This window comes from Vibrio rubrogenes (assembly GCF_059641415.1).
Genome location: NZ_JCARSY010000002.1, coordinates 175679 through 191236, shown reverse-complemented (window position 1 = coordinate 191236; position 15558 = coordinate 175679). Strand labels below are relative to the sequence as shown.

Genomic DNA, 15558 nt, shown 5'->3' with positions numbered 1-15558 from the left:
CTTATTATTCTCGATGATAAGGATGGTTGGTTGTGACGCTCCAGGCACGATATAAACTTTCAGCCATCACAATACGGACTAAAGGATGGGGGAGCGTGAGAGGTGATAAAGACCAGCTTTGTTCTGCAGCTTGTTTGCAGGCTGGTGATAACCCTTCGGGCCCACCAATTAAGATTGAGACATTGCGGCCATCTAATTTCCAGCTTTCCATCTGTTGTGCCAACTGATGGGTATCCCAGCGTTTTCCCGGAATATCGAGTGTGACAATCCGATGTCCTTTCGGAATTGCAGCGAGCATTGCTTCCCCTTCCTTATCGAGTATTCTGGGGATATCTGCGTTTTTACCACGCTTTCCCGCAGGGATCTCAACAAGCTCTAAAGGCATATCATGCGGGAAGCGACGTTGATATTCATTGAATCCCTGTTCAACCCATTGGGGCATTTTTGTGCCCACAGCAACTAGCTGAATCTTCACATTTTAGCTCCAGAGTTTTTCAAGCTGATAGAGCGATCTCTGTTCTTCTTGCATGACGTGCAACATCGATGTTCCCATATCCAGAACGACCCATTCTCCCTCTGAGTCACCTTCAATCCCTAGGGGGGACATGCCTAATTTTTTGGCTTCGCTGGCGACATGATTGGCAATGGATGACACGTGACGTTTTGATGTTCCGGTGCAGATCACCATATAGTCTGTGACACTTGATTTTCCGGTTACATGAAGTGCTGTGATATTTTCGGCTTTCATATCATCTGCTTTATCAACTAAAAAATTTTTCAGTTCTTCGTGTTGCAATGAAATTTCCTCTAACTTTGTCTCTACTTTTAAACGACTCATTTTTATCAGCAGATTTGAATTACTCAAGTTTTTCGAACCTGTTTTAAGTTTTTCAAACCTACTTAAAGTATATCATGCTTTTAATCAGGCAAAGCGGGCGTCAACCCGGCTTGGGTAAATTGTAGGCTGAACGCTTGAAACAACGGCCATGGATTGATGTCATAGCGAGTTTTTACCGAGAGTTCAATATGACTTAAGGTTTGGATTAGCCTGTATAGTTTGTCTGCACTGAGGCGGTTTAACGCATTTACATACAGTGATCGCTTATTTTTCCAGATTCGATGTTTATCCATCAGTGCATGGAGCGATGCGTCTTGCTGCTGTGCATGAAGGGTGGTCAGCAACCGCAATTCTTTCTGCACTGAACGTAGCAGTAATACGGGTTCAGTGCCTTCGGCTTCTAGCTGACGTAAAATGCGCTGGCAACGGTTGGATTTTCCATCCAGCAAAGCATCCGTCCAGTTGTAGACAGTAAAATGATTATGCCGGGACAGCGACGCTTCGACTCGGATCAGTGTCAGTTGACCATCAGGATAGAGCAGCGCTAGCTTTTCCAGACTCTGGGCAAGCGCCAGCAGGTTTCCCTCATGCCATTGTGCCAACATCTGTAAGGCTTCAGGGTCGGGAACTAGTTTCAGCTTCCGGCAACGCTGCATAACAAATTGTGGCAGACGGTTGAGATCCGGTGTCAGGCAGTTTACCAAACAGCCTTGTGTAGCTAAGGCTTTAAACCATTTGGTATTTTCCTGCGCTTTGGTGAGTTTATTGCCGATCACGACCAGAATCGTATCCGGATGCAACATCTCTCCCAGCGCAAGTAACTGCCCGCTTAGCTGTGCGTTCATATTACCGTCAGGGAGCGTTAGCTCGACCAATTGTTGGCTTGAAAACAAACTAAATGCCTGAAAATGGTCAAAAACTTGGTGCCAGTCCAGTGTACTGTCCGCCTGATAGCGATAGATTTCAGTAAAACCTTGCGCTTTGGCTTTCTGGGCAATCGTGAGCCGGGACTCTTGCAATAATAATGGTTCATTTCCAAATAGGAGATAAACAGGCATCAACTGATGTTGAAGATGTTCCGGCAATTTTTCTGCAAATATACGCATCAAAATCTCAGTCAGACTCTATTGGTTTATCGTGTGCTGATCCGTTGAAACCTCAGTGGTTGACACATGGCTATTGTTATCACCCTGTTCAGACGTGTTGCGTTGCCGTGAACGCTCAGATAAAGTCAGATCTGGTTTTAAACGAGCCATGAGACGAATAATCTGAGATGAAGCAAGTTGACGCATCTCATCGACGAGCATGGCACTTTCCATCGACTTCGCCAACGCTGTTAACGGGTTGTCCAGATAACTTCGGCTGACCGTCGTGGTGAATGTTTTGGTTCCGACGTCGGGAACTGTGACTCGGAAAGTCGCATTGAGTGTCAGTTCTTTTTCCGCTGCGATCGTGTTTTGATAAATAGACAATGTCCTTGATGAGATCGTTTCGCTGACTAGATATAAATTAGGAATGTCTTTAGCCGGTTCAACGATCTCAATCTCATTCAGTCTCAACCGGTTTTTAACAATTCGGGTAAACTGACTGTATTGGTCGTAACTGCTCACAGATAGTTTATCTAAAGCTTCCGGAACATCATAATCTCCCCGTAAATGAAAACCGCAGGCCGTCAACGAGAGTGTCAACAATGCCAGGAAGATATGTCGTAGTAATGAGGGATGAAGTGAACGCATTCGAGTCCTATTTTAATCAATTGAACAGAGATAGTTCCAGACAATCACACCGTAGTGACAAACCATCGATGATGTGAAATATCCTGTCCTTAAATCACGAGAGTCAGTAAACATCATAAACTTCTGTTTACTGACTCATATTAAGTGATTTAGTTCATCACAATTAAAGATGTGACCGTTATTCTTTGAGTAACGCACAATCTTTCAGTCATGTACAATTTGCATGTGCAAACATTTTGTTAACATGCAATTCGTTGTTAACAGACAATCCGATTAGTTTGCCACAATGCTCAGTAGTTTACCCGGAACATAGATCACTTTCCGGATCGTCAGACCGTCCGTAAATTTCTGAACATTTTCGTCTTGAAGTCCCAAGCTTTCAACTTGTGCTTGGGGAGCATCTGCAGCAACGGTCAGTTTACCACGTACTTTACCATTGACTTGTAGAACAATCAGTTTTTCATCTTCGACCAGCGCTTTCTCATCGTAGGTCGGCCAAGGGGCATGATCGAGATCTGAACCACCTAAAGCTTGCCACATTTCAAAGCAGATATGCGGTGTAATTGGTGATAGCATCACCACAATCGCTTTGAGTGCTTCGTTCAGTATGGCGCGATCCTGAGGATTTTCCTGCGGTGCTTTACCCAATTTGTTCATCAATTCCATGATCGCGGCGATCGCGGTGTTGAACGTCTGGCGGCGCTCAATATCGTCGGTGACTTTCGCGATAGTTTTATGAACTTCTCGACGGAGTGCTTTTTGTGCGTTATTCAATGACTGCGGTTCGATAGCAGGTGCTTCACCTTGACTGGTGTGCTCAAGTACCAGTTTCCAGACACGTTTCAAAAAGCGGTTTGCGCCTTCAACGCCGGATTCTTGCCATTCCAAAGTCATATCGGCAGGAGAGGCAAACATCATGAATAGTCGGACAGTATCTGCACCGTATTTATCGACCATTTCTTGCGGGTCGATACCGTTATTCTTCGATTTCGACATTTTGACCATGCCGGAGTGTTCCACTTGACGTCCTTGGGCATCGACAGCTGAGGTAATGCGGCCTTTGCCGTCACGCTCAATTTTAACTTCAATTGGTGAAACCCACTCTTTACCACCTTTTTCATTCTGGTAGCTGAATGCGTCAGCCAGAACCATGCCTTGACACAACAATTTCTTGAATGGCTCATCTGAAGAGAGATAACCAGCATCACGCAGAAGTTTGTGGAAGAAACGTGAATAAAGCAGGTGCATACAGGCGTGTTCAATCCCGCCGACATATTGATCGACAGGTAACCAATAGTTGGCTCGTTCTGAGTCTACGATTTGATCAGCTTGCGGTGAACAGTAGCGAGCGTAATACCATGATGATTCCATAAAGGTATCAAATGTATCGGTCTCACGTAGCGCCGGTTGCCCGTTATAAGTCGTTTCAGCCCATGTTTTATCGGCTTTAATCGGACTGGTCACGCCATCCATTACCACATCTTCCGGGAGTCGGACTGGTAGTTGATCTGCAGGCACCGGATGAACTTCACCGTCTTGTGTGGTGACCATCGGAATTGGCGCGCCCCAGTAGCGTTGGCGCGAGACTCCCCAGTCACGCAAACGGAAGTTGACCGTTTTGTGTCCTTTTCCTTGTGATTCGAGTTTAGCTGCAATTGCATTCAGCGCTTGCTCGAAGTCTAGTCCATCAAATTCACCAGAGTTGAATAGGATGCCTTTATCGGTATAGGCCGCTTCAGAAATGTCAAGAGAGCTGCCGTCTGCTGGTTGAATAACCGGCTGAATATCTAGGCCATATTTGGTGGCAAATTCAAAGTCTCGCTGATCGTGTGCCGGAACAGCCATCACTGCCCCGGTGCCGTAATCCATCAAAACGAAATTGGCAATGTAGACGGGGACTTCACGTCCATTGAGTGGGTGAATGGCTTTCAGACCTGTGTCGATGCCTTTTTTCTCCATCGTTGCCAGTTCAGCTTCTGCGACTTTGGTATTCCGACATTCGTCAATAAACTGTTCGATTACCGGGTTATTCTGCGCAGCAATCGCTGCCAGCGGGTGGCCTGCTGCGATACCGACATAAGTGACGCCCATTAAGGTATCCGGACGAGTCGTGTAGACTTCCAGTGCGCCATAGTTTGGTACGTCAAACTGTAATTCAACCCCTTCTGAACGACCAATCCAGTTACGCTGCATGGTTTTTACCATTTCCGGCCAGCCGTCCAGTGTGTCCAGATCGTCAAGCAGTTCCTGAGCGTAAGCGGTGATTTTGATAAACCATTGCGGGATTTCTTTCTGTTCGACAGGGGTGTCACAACGCCAGCAGCAGCCGTTCTCTACCTGCTCGTTTGCCAGAACCGTTTGATCGGTCGGGCACCAGTTCACCGAAGAGGTCTTTTTGTATACCAAACCCTTTTCATACAATTTGGTAAAGAATTCTTGTTCCCAACGATAGTATTCAGGGCGGCAGGTTGCAAATTCCCGGTTCCAGTCATAACCGAATCCCAGTAGTTTTAACTGGTTCTTCATGTATTCGATATTTTCATAGGTCCATGGTGCCGGCGCAGTTTTATTTTTGACGGCCGCATTTTCAGCCGGGAGACCGAACGCATCCCATCCGATTGGCTGCATGACATTTTTACCTTGCAGGCGTTGAAAGCGGGAAATCACATCACCGATTGTGTAATTACGGACGTGTCCCATGTGCAGTCGGCCACTTGGGTACGGAAACATAGATAAACAGTAAAATTTTTCTTTGCTGGGATCTTCTGTAACAGTAAAGGTTTTGCTACTTTCCCAATACGCTTGAACTTTGGGCTCAATTTCTTGTGGATTATATTGTTCTTGCATCGATGATGTCCGATTATCTTGGATTTGTGAGTTCAGTTAGAACAGATACGAATAGATCGACATAGAATACCTAAAGCGAGAGTACACAACAATAGTCAATCTAGTTTGGAAGAGGTTTGTCATGTCAAAACATAAATCTGGATATGAAACTCTGTTGCAAGAAGTGGTTGAAACCGTAAAACAGAGTCCGGAAGGGTTGCAGAATGCTATCGAAACATCGGAAAAAGTGGTTCAGGCTGCGTCTGATATGACCAAAGATGAATTGGCACTGATTTCTGCCTATATGAAAGCCGATTTACATGAGTTTGCCGAGCATTATGAGGAAAGCAAAAGTGGTCCTTTTTCAGTGATGATTTCTAACTCAATCTGGGAAGCGTTGGCATCGATTACGGACAGAACGGCTTTGGAATGGGCGGAGCTGCATCATGAACTGGATCATCAAGGAACATACCGAGCAGGCGATGTGATTGGCCTTGGTGTACTGGTTTGCGAGCACTGTGGTCATAAAATGGAATATAACCACCCGACAGAAATTATCCCTTGTACGACCTGCGGTCACGATCAGTTCAGCCGGGTTTCTGTTCACGCAAAGGTGTGAAAGAAAGGCTGAACCGTTTTCACTCGTTACGTAAGCGGGTAGAGCGAGCAGTGATAAACCCAAAGCATAAACTGAACGCTATCCAGCCATAAAGAGGCCATGATCCCAACATGCGATAAGGGGTTTCTCCTTGAGTCGGCGTCAGTGTTGCTTTGAGAACGCCCGCTTCAAATTGTGGCAACCGATGAGTGATCTTTCCCCGGTAGTCGGTAATGGCAGTGACGCCATTATTGGTTGAACGAATCAGGGGGATCCCTAATTCCAGTGCCCGCATTCTCGCTATTTCCATATGCTGGAGCGGGCCGATAGAACGTCCGAACCAGGCATCGTTTGATAAGGTTAGCAGGAAGTCGGTCTGATCTGTGACGTTTTCCCGGATCTGCTCATTAAAGACGATCTCATAGCATAAGGCTGCGACAAAGAAACGGCCATTTGCCTGAATATTCGACTGAATATAAGGGCCCGGAGAAAATGATGACATTGGGAGGTTGAACAGCGGAGCCAGTGGTCGTAGCCATTGTTCAAACGGGACAAACTCACCGAATGGCAGGAGATGGTGTTTCTCATATTTGGCTCTGTTTGCACTTGGGTATGCCGGCGTTCCCTCGCCGAGCGCAAGAATACTGTTATAGAAAGTACGATTATTCGGTCGGGTTAATATTCCCGTGAGCAGCGCCGAGTGATTTTCTCTGGCAAGTCCATCCAAAGAGCCGAGATAGGCTGGGACTTCATGTTCAAAGGCTGGAATCGCTGCTTCCGGCCAAATGATAATATCTGCATCCCAATTTTCTTGCGTGTAATCCGCATATTTCATCAGCGTCGGCCAGCGTTCACTGGGGCGCCATTTGAGGGCTTGATCGATATTGCCCTGAACAAGTGCAACGGTTGTCTGGCGAGCGGGTTGCGGTGACACCCACTGAACGGCATTGAGGCACACAGCAACCCCGTAAATCCCGAATGGAATGAGTAGTGCAAGCCATTGCCGTTGCAAGGTTAGGTATGTCATTGCAGCGGAGATAACTGCAATCGCCAGTGTGACCAGTTCGACACCACCGATGGGGGCATAATTTGCCAAAGGCGTATCAATTTGACTGTATCCCAGCCAAAGCCACGGAAATCCGGTGAAAACCCAGCCCCGTAGCCATTCACTGATGAGCCAAAGGGCAGGGATGACCAACAGATATCGGCTTACGGACGCCCGAGGAAAATATCGGTTCAGGACGTAACCGAACAAGGCCGGATAAAGTGCCAGATAAGTGGAGAGTAGCCCCATCAGCAGGATACTGACCACTTTCGGAACACCACCAAACGTATCAATACTGACGTGAATCCAGTAGACCCCGTGACCGAAGAACCCCAGCCCCCAAAATAGGCCCAGTAGGAAAGCTTGTTTTGCTGAGCGCTGGTGTAACAGGAGAAATAAGAAATACAGCGAGAAGAATGCTAACGGCCACAGTGCGTAGGGCGCAAAAGCAAATGACCCGATGGCACCAGAAAAAACGGCCATCAGTGGCCGTATGAAACGAGAATAGTTTGAATTAGACATCAGCTTATTATTATTTTGCTCGATAGAGGGTGATTACTGATTATATTACTATTCCTGAAACTCTTCTGAAACGGTTTCAACGTCAGGAATTGTGACTTGTAGTTGAACAACGCGTCGGTTATCCGCACTGGTCACCTTAAACTGATAGTCAGCCAATTGCACAACTTCACCCCGTTCAGGAAGGTGACCGAATGCTGTCATCACCAGCCCGCCAACAGTATCCACTTCGTCATCGCTGAAGTTAGTACCGAATGTCTGATTAAAATCTTCAATCGTTGTCAGTGCATTGATGGAGAACGTATGTTTGCTGAGTTTACGGATATCTTGTTGTTCTTCATCATCGGTTTCATCTTCGATATCTCCGACGATTTCTTCCAGTATATCCTCGATAGTAACAAGCCCGGAAACACCACCAAACTCATCAACAACAATCGCCATGTGGTAGCGTTCTTCCCGGAATTCTTTCAATAACCGATCGACTCGCTTACTTTCAGGGACGACAACCGCAGGGCGGATGACTTCATCAATATGAAATGGTGTACATGTTGAACCGAGATATTTGAGCAGATCTTTTGCCAGCAAGATACCATCAACATGGTCTTTATCTTCACTGATGATCGGATACCGTGAATGTTGGGCATCTGTGATTAAGGTGATTAGTTTGTCGAGAGAGGCATCTCTGTCAATCGTCACCATTTGATAGCGGGGTATCATGATATCCCGAACCCGCATTTCAGAAATTTGAATGACCCCTTCCAACATATCTTTTGTATCGTGATCGATCAGGTCATTGATTTCCGAATCCCGGATAACTTCTACCAATTCCTGTCGATCTTTGGGGTCGCCCTGAAAAAGCTGACCTAAACGTCCGAAAAAGGACTTCTTACTCGGACCTTCAGAATTCTGCGAATTGTCTTCGTTCATTGTTACTCTATTCAGTCACGCTATCAGACGTGTGATAGCACACATCGTAGAACAGGAGAGTGTTGATTATCTGTTCTACTATTTCTCTGTTAAATATGGGTCTTGAAAACCCAATTTCAACATGATTTCTGTTTCGAGTGACTCCATTTCTACAGCTTCGTCATCGTCGATATGATCATAACCTAACAGATGAAGGCTACCATGTACAACCATATGCGCCCAATGAGCGGGCAACGGTTTATGCTGCTCATCGGATTCTTGTTCGACAACTTCACGGCAAATCACCAGATCGCCTAACAGATCAAGTGTCACACCCGGTGGTGATTCAAACGGAAATGACAACACATTGGTCGGTTTGTCTTTTCCACGATATTGATAGTTTAGCTGCTGACTTTCAGCATGGTCAACAATCCGAATTGTGACCTCTGCCTCTGTCTGAAAAGGGGAGATTGCAGCTGTGAGCCAACGAGAAAAATCCGCTTCAGAGGGAATGGTTTGCGGATGCTCTACTGCAACTTGTAAATCAAGCACAATACTCATGACTGGTCAGACTCCGGTACAGTTGGTGCCGTGCCTTGTTGTTCTTCAACTGCGCGGTTCTGTTGCGTTTCGCGGCGTCTTCTCTCGTACTCTTTTCGCTCTTTTTGATCTTGTGCTTCCCATTTTTCATAAGCATTGATAATCCGAGCAACAACCGGATGACGAACCACATCATCTGCCTGGAAGAAATTAAAGCTGATTTCATTGACTTCATTGAGCACTTCTACCGCGTGACGAAGCCCTGATTTGGCACCACGAGGCAAGTCGATCTGAGTGACATCACCGGTGATGACCGCTCTTGAATTGAAACCGATACGGGTCAGAAACATTTTCATCTGTTCGACCGTGGTATTCTGACTTTCATCCAGAATAATAAATGCATCGTTGAGTGTCCGGCCTCGCATATAGGCGAGAGGGGCCACTTCAATCACGTTTCTCTCAATCAGCTTTTCAACCCGTTCAAAACCAAGCATTTCAAACAGCGCATCGTAGAGTGGGCGCAGGTAAGGATCGACTTTCTGACTGAGATCACCCGGGAGAAATCCGAGTTTCTCACCCGCTTCAACTGCCGGGCGTGTTAACAGAATACGGCGAATTTCTTGTCGTTCGAGTGCATCAACGGCCGCTGCTACGGCAAGATATGTTTTTCCTGTCCCGGCGGGGCCGACACCAAAAGTAATATCATGCGTCACCATATTCATCAGATATTGAGCCTGATTCGGTGTTCTGGGTTTGATCATCCCTTTCTTCGTTTTGACGAAGACTTCTTTCCCGTGCTCAAAGGAAGATTCAGTATTCTGTTCCAGAATACCGGACTCTTTGATAGCTAGGTGAATTTGTTCAGGCTCAATATCCGGAATCTGTCCCCTGAGCGGCGCCGTATTCACATAAAGAGTTTTGAGAATATCGATGGCGGCCGTTGCGGTATGCGGCTTACCGACGACGGTGAACAGATGGTTGCGGTAATTGATTTCAACGCCCAGACGACGTTCAAGCTGCTTTATATTATCGTCAAACGGTCCACACAGACTTGCAAGGCGACGGTTATCGGATGGTTCCAGGCTGATTTCCAGTGTGATAATTTTATTACTCAATGTGACCTCTCATGATGCCATCCACGGGTTTCCGATTTTGACCGGAAACCGGATGGTGAATTGTTCGAGATTAAGGGGTAAATGTAGCAACTCCCAGTTCATTTTCTCGACGTGTCTTTTGGATCATCTCCAGCGGGGAAGTAACGACGCGTAGATCCATTTCCTGCTCGGTACGAATTAACTCACCGCGCAGAGAGTTCGGGAAAACATCTACAATTTTGACATCAACAAACTGACCGATCAGTTCTGCTGAGCCTTCAAAATTCACAACGCGATTGTTTTCTGTTCTACCCCGTAATTCCATCAAATTCTTTTTCGATGGGCCTTCAACCAGAATGCGTTGTTCAGTACCTAACATCAGACGCGAGTAGCGCATGGCCTGACTATTAATGGTTTGCTGTAATTCATACAGGCGCTCTTTCTTAACGCTTTCGCTTAGATCACAAGGGTAATCTGCCGCCGGTGTCCCCGGGCGAGGGGAGAAGATAAAGCTGAAACTCATATCAAAGTCGACATCTCGAATCAGTTTCATCGTATCCTGAAAGTCTTTATCTGACTCTCCGGGGAAGCCGACGATAAAATCAGAGCTGATTTGAATATCCGGACGTGCTTTGCGTAGTTTGCGAATGATGGATTTATATTCAATGGCCGTATGTGGACGTTTCATCATTGTCAAAATACGATCAGAACCACTTTGTACGGGGAGATGCAGGAAGCTTACCAATTCAGGGGTATCTTCGTAAACTGCAATAATATCGTCGGTAAATTCCAACGGATGGCTGGTCGTGAAACGGATCCGGTCAATCCCATCGATCGATGCGACCAAACGCAACAGTTCTGCAAATGAGCAAATCTCACCGTCGTGTGTTGCACCGCGATACGCGTTAACGTTTTGCCCGAGCAGATTGACTTCACGAACACCTTGTTCGGCAAGTTGCGCAATTTCATACAGGACATCATCCATCGGGCGACTGACTTCTTCACCACGCGTATATGGCACCACACAGTAAGTGCAGTATTTTGAACAGCCTTCCATGATGGAAACATAGGCTGTTGCCCCATCAGCCCGAGGTTCAGGCAGACGGTCGAATTTTTCAATTTCAGGGAATGAAATGTCCATGACCGGCGCTTCGGCAGATTGAGACTGCTTAATCATTTCCGGCAGACGATGTAGGGTTTGTGGTCCAAATATGACATCAACGAATGGTGCCCGTTCGCGGATATGATCACCTTCTTGAGTAGCCACACAACCACCGACGCCAATGATAACGCCCGGTTTATTATCTTTGAGATTTTTCCAGCGACCTAATTGATGGAATACTTTTTCTTGAGCTTTTTCTCGGATTGAACAGGTATTCAATAGTAGGACATCTGCTTCCTCTGGTTCTTCTGTTAACTCATAGCCACTCGCTGCATTGAGTAGGTCGGCCATTTTGGATGAATCATATTCATTCATTTGGCAACCCCAGGTTTTAATTAGCAGTTTCTTACTCATCTCACTTTCGCTCGTTTTATCTGTCTGAATGCTTTGGAGCCCATGCCCCTAGTATATACTGAAATTACCGTACTGACGGTAAGCGGCGTATTGTACTGTTTTCAAAACCTGCTGACCAGTGTTTAACACTGATCACAATATACAATGAAAACAGCCATCAGAAGTTCGGCATTATTTATTGTTAAATCATTCGCAATATCTTGGTCTTACCGAGTGAATAAGACAAAATCAGTTCTCAAGATGACCGTGAATCCGTACAATCACTGATGTCAAAATTAGTCATAAGTAGTCAGCATTATGGAAACATATCAAGTCGCTGTTGTCGGTGGGGGCATGGTCGGTGCCGCTTTAGCCTTGGGGCTGGCACAGCAGGGTAAAAACGTTGTTTTACTGGAAAACCATCAGCCACAGCCTTTTGATGTCACTCAGCCCATAGATGTTCGGGTGTCCGCTATCTCAATGGCTTCGGTCAAACTGCTGGAGTCATTGGGAGTGTGGCAACACGTTGCGTCAATGCGGGTATGTCCCTACCGTCGGCTTGAAACGTGGGAATCTACTGAATGTAGAACCAGTTTTGCTGCCCACGATATCGGGCTGGAACAGTTGGGTTATATGGTTGAGAATCGAGTTATCCAGCTCGGTATCTGGCAGGCGTTTCAGCAATATCCTAACTTGACGGTGAAGTGCCCGAGCCACTTGAAAAAAATGGAGTTTGGTGAACAGGAGAATTGCTTACATCTTGATGACGGTCAGGTGATTCATGCCCAGTGGGTGATCGGTGCGGATGGTGCTCATTCTCAGGTGCGTGATTTCGCCCATATCGGGGTTACTGCATGGGACTATCGTCAACACTGTATGTTGATTCATGTAAAGACGGCACTGCCACAACAGGATGTCACCTGGCAACGCTTCTATCCCTCCGGTCCGCGTTCATTTTTACCGTTGAGTGGTCATCAGGCTTCGCTCGTTTGGTACGATACGCCGCAGCGAATTCGTCAGTTGAGTCAGTTATCTGCCACACAACTGGCGCAGGAAATCCAAGCGCATTTTCCCAAAGAGCTTGGTGAAGTTGAGGTGGTGCAGCATGGTTCATTCGCATTGACGCGACGGCATGCACATCAATATGTTGCTAAGCGATGTGTGTTGATTGGTGATGCGGCTCATACGATTCATCCACTTGCAGGACAAGGCGTGAATCTCGGTTTTAAAGATGTGACCTGTTTGCTCAAGCAGCTCTCAGAAGCGAGTACACTCGACGAAATTGTTTTTGTGCGTTACGAACAGCGCAGAAGACCGGATAATTTACTGATGCAAACAGGAATGGATATATTCTATAAAACCTTTAGCAACAGCCATACACCAGTCAAAATCGTTAGAAATATCGCTTTAAAATTGGCAAATCATTCTGGGATGCTTAAAAAACAAGTGTTGCGTTATGCGATTGGTCTGTCGTGAAAGGCAAATGAGATATAGAGATATATGAGATATAAAAAACGCTGCTTTTTGGGCAGCGTTTAACGAATGAACATTCTCATGATGTCATTTTTATTTGGTGACACGTAGTACCGGTGTTTCACCAACAACAACTGAACCAGAGAGTTTGTTCAGTTCTTTGATTTCATCCATGTTTGAGATCACAACAGGCGTTAGCGTTGATTTTGCTTTTTCTTCCAGAAGAGCAAGATCAAATTCAATCACAGTGTCACCCGCTTTTACAGGTTGACCTTCTTCTGCGATACGCTTGAAACCTTCGCCTTTCAGTTCAACAGTATCGATACCGAAGTGAACGAACAACTCGACACCATCTTCTGATTCAATAGAAAATGCATGATTTGTTTCGAAGATTTTACCAATTGTGCCGTTCACAGGAGCGACCATCTTATCTCCAGATGGTTTGATAGCAATGCCATCTCCAACGATTTTTTCAGCAAAAACGACATCAGGCACATCTTCAATATTTACGATTTCACCGGATAACGGTGCAATAATTTCAATTGCGCCTGTGTCAGCACTGTCATCAGATACTAACTTTTTAAGTTTGTCAAACAGCCCCATTGTGTCAGCTCCTAAAGTTTGAATTTATTCTTTCATGTTATAGTATACTAATGATATGCAGTAGGCGACCACTTTTGTTCACCCACTGCAAATGCTTATACCATTATTGTGACTTTTCTGAGATAAACTTCTCTACACAAGCATCAATTTCTTTTGCTGTAGGGAGAGAAAGTGCTTCCTCCGCCATTGCTTTGACTGCTTTATAGTCTACTTCACGAATCACTTTTTTCACTTTCGGGATAGAGATTCCGCTCATTGAGAATTCATCAAGTCCCATACCCAAAAGAAGTAATGTTGCTCGTTCATCACCGGCAAGCTCACCACACATTCCCGTCCATTTTCCTTCTGCGTGAGAAGCATCAATGACTTGCTTAATCACATTCAGCACTGCTGGAGATAGTGGGTTATATAAGTGAGAAATCATTTCATTACCACGGTCAACGGCCAGCGTATATTGTGTCAGGTCGTTTGTTCCAATGGAGAAAAATGAAACTTCTTTTGCCAGATGGTGAGCAATTGCTGCAGCTGCTGGTGTTTCTACCATCACACCGACTTCAATCGATTCATCGAAATCATGACCATCTTCACGCAGTTCAGCTTTGTAAGATTCAATCGCATCTTTCAGTTCACGGATTTCTTCAACAGAAATAATCATCGGGAACATAATGCGTAGCTTACCGTGAGCTGAAGCACGCAGGATCGCACGAAGTTGATCACGTAAAATTTCACGGCGGTCCAGACTGATTCGAATTGCACGCCAGCCAAGAAATGGGTTCATCTCTTTTGGCAAGTCCATATATGGCAAATCTTTATCGCCACCGATATCCATGGTCCGGATAATGACGGGTTCGCCTTGCATGGCTTCTGCAACTTCTTTATAGGCTTCGTACTGTTCTTGCTCAGTTGGCAGAGATGTGCGATCCATGAACAGGAATTCAGTACGATACAGACCGACACCCTCACCACCGTTACGCATCACACCGTCGCAATCTTTCACGGTACCGATGTTACCGCAGACTTCAACACGGTGTCCGTCAAGGGTTTCTGCTGATAAATCTTTCAGTTTGGCCAGCTCTTCTTTCTCGGCAAAGAACTTTTCACGAACGCTTTTTGCTTCGGTGAGTTCGTCTTCCGAAGGATTAATGACGATCTTATTGTTGATCGCATCTAAAATGAGCGTGTCGCCATTTTTTACATGGCTGGTGATATCATTGGTTCCAACAACAGCAGGCAGCTCAAGAGAGCGGGCCATAATCGATGTATGGGATGTCCGGCCACCGATGTCTGTTGCAAAACCTAAAACATAATCGAGGTTGATTTGTGCCGTTTCTGAAGGCGTCAGATCGTAGGCAACAAGAATGACTTGTTCATTGATCGAACTCAGATTGACGATATTGATACCCAATGCATTTTTCACAAAGCGGTTACCGATATCGCGAATGTCAGTCGCACGCTCTTTCAGGTACTCGTCATCTAATGATTCCAGAGCCGCAGCCTGTTCTTCGATAACGGTATGAATAGCGTTGTCAGCATGGAGTTTATCGTTTTTGATGAGGGCTAAAATTTCTTCTTCCAGCTCTTCATCTTCAAGCAGCATGATGTGGCCTTCGAAAATAGCTTCTTTTTCTTCGCCAAATGTCTCAAGCGCTTTTTGTTTAATTATTTCCAGCTGCGCTTTGGATTTATCGCGTGCGTCGTAGAATTTTTGTACCTCAGTTTCTACTTGAGCGTCTGAGATAGTGTTGGTGTTAAGGACGATTTCGTCTTCTTTAAGTAGTAATGCTTTACCGATAGCAATACCAGGAGATGCTAGGATGCCTGAAATCATAGCCATACCTTAAACTGGTCAATTTTATTGAGAGATTACAAAACTAAATGCTAACAA

General features: G+C 45.7%; 14 protein-coding genes. 2 read left to right on the top strand and 12 right to left on the bottom strand.

The genetic code is table 11. The features are described 5' to 3' along the window. Positions 1-4: 4 nt before the first annotated feature. The 5 genes from rlmH to leuS all read right to left on the bottom strand — a co-directional run bounded on the left by rlmH (position 5) and on the right by leuS (position 5421). Entirely contained in the window at positions 5-475 is a 471-nt protein-coding gene (gene rlmH, locus AC55NX_RS02990) for a 23S rRNA (pseudouridine(1915)-N(3))-methyltransferase RlmH (RefSeq protein ID WP_496994391.1), read from the bottom strand. 3 nt (positions 476-478) lie between these two features. Beyond that, positions 479-796 (bottom strand): ribosome silencing factor, encoded by a 318-nt coding sequence (rsfS, locus tag AC55NX_RS02985; RefSeq protein ID WP_496994390.1) that lies wholly within the window; start codon positions 794-796, stop codon positions 479-481. A 122-nt stretch (positions 797-918) separates the two neighbouring features. Beyond that, positions 919-1944, bottom strand: coding sequence for a DNA polymerase III subunit delta (gene holA, locus AC55NX_RS02980; RefSeq protein ID WP_496994389.1), 1026 nt, complete (start codon positions 1942-1944; stop codon positions 919-921). A gap of 18 nt (positions 1945-1962) precedes the next feature. Next, a complete protein-coding gene (locus AC55NX_RS02975; protein ID WP_496994388.1) occupies positions 1963-2574 on the bottom strand; it encodes an LPS-assembly lipoprotein LptE in 612 nt (203 codons plus the stop codon). Positions 2575-2847: 273 nt separating this feature from the next. Continuing rightward, positions 2848-5421 carry a leucine--tRNA ligase gene (leuS, locus tag AC55NX_RS02970; RefSeq protein ID WP_496994387.1) on the bottom strand — a complete coding sequence of 858 codons (2574 nt, stop codon included), beginning with the start codon at positions 5419-5421 and terminating at the stop codon, positions 2848-2850. Between the two features lie 121 nt (positions 5422-5542). Between leuS and AC55NX_RS02965 the strand changes: the two genes are divergently transcribed. Next, the gene (locus tag AC55NX_RS02965; protein WP_496994386.1) at positions 5543-6019 is read left to right on the top strand and encodes a zinc ribbon-containing protein; all 477 of its coding nucleotides are present in this window, start codon (positions 5543-5545) and stop codon (positions 6017-6019) included. A 19-nt stretch (positions 6020-6038) separates the two neighbouring features. On the opposite strand, the gene lnt is transcribed toward AC55NX_RS02965, so the two are convergent. From lnt to miaB, 5 genes are all read right to left on the bottom strand, one after another. Further along, the gene (gene lnt / locus AC55NX_RS02960) at positions 6039-7565 is read right to left on the bottom strand and encodes an apolipoprotein N-acyltransferase (RefSeq protein ID WP_496994385.1); all 1527 of its coding nucleotides are present in this window, start codon (positions 7563-7565) and stop codon (positions 6039-6041) included. A gap of 48 nt (positions 7566-7613) precedes the next feature. Next, the gene (gene corC, locus AC55NX_RS02955; protein ID WP_496994384.1) at positions 7614-8489 is read right to left on the bottom strand and encodes a CNNM family magnesium/cobalt transport protein CorC; all 876 of its coding nucleotides are present in this window, start codon (positions 8487-8489) and stop codon (positions 7614-7616) included. A 78-nt stretch (positions 8490-8567) separates the two neighbouring features. Further along, the gene (gene ybeY / locus AC55NX_RS02950; RefSeq protein WP_496994383.1) at positions 8568-9029 is read right to left on the bottom strand and encodes an rRNA maturation RNase YbeY; all 462 of its coding nucleotides are present in this window, start codon (positions 9027-9029) and stop codon (positions 8568-8570) included. Beyond that, positions 9026-10123 carry a PhoH family protein gene (locus AC55NX_RS02945; protein WP_496994382.1) on the bottom strand — a complete coding sequence of 366 codons (1098 nt, stop codon included), beginning with the start codon at positions 10121-10123 and terminating at the stop codon, positions 9026-9028. Before AC55NX_RS02945 ends, ybeY begins: the two co-directional genes overlap by 4 nt. A gap of 70 nt (positions 10124-10193) precedes the next feature. After that, positions 10194-11618, bottom strand: coding sequence for a tRNA (N6-isopentenyl adenosine(37)-C2)-methylthiotransferase MiaB (miaB, locus tag AC55NX_RS02940; protein WP_496994381.1), 1425 nt, complete (start codon positions 11616-11618; stop codon positions 10194-10196). A gap of 297 nt (positions 11619-11915) precedes the next feature. Between miaB and AC55NX_RS02935 the strand changes: the two genes are divergently transcribed. Next, entirely contained in the window at positions 11916-13073 is a 1158-nt protein-coding gene (locus AC55NX_RS02935; protein ID WP_496994380.1) for a 2-octaprenyl-3-methyl-6-methoxy-1,4-benzoquinol hydroxylase, read from the top strand. Between the two features lie 90 nt (positions 13074-13163). On the opposite strand, the gene crr is transcribed toward AC55NX_RS02935, so the two are convergent. Both crr and ptsI read right to left on the bottom strand, forming a co-directional pair. After that, complete coding sequence (gene crr, locus AC55NX_RS02930) at positions 13164-13673, bottom strand: PTS glucose transporter subunit IIA (RefSeq protein ID WP_059120279.1); 510 nt, start codon at positions 13671-13673, stop codon at positions 13164-13166. A gap of 103 nt (positions 13674-13776) precedes the next feature. Continuing rightward, a complete protein-coding gene (gene ptsI, locus AC55NX_RS02925) occupies positions 13777-15501 on the bottom strand; it encodes a phosphoenolpyruvate-protein phosphotransferase PtsI (protein WP_496994379.1) in 1725 nt (574 codons plus the stop codon). Between the last annotated feature and the right edge of the window lie 57 nt (positions 15502-15558).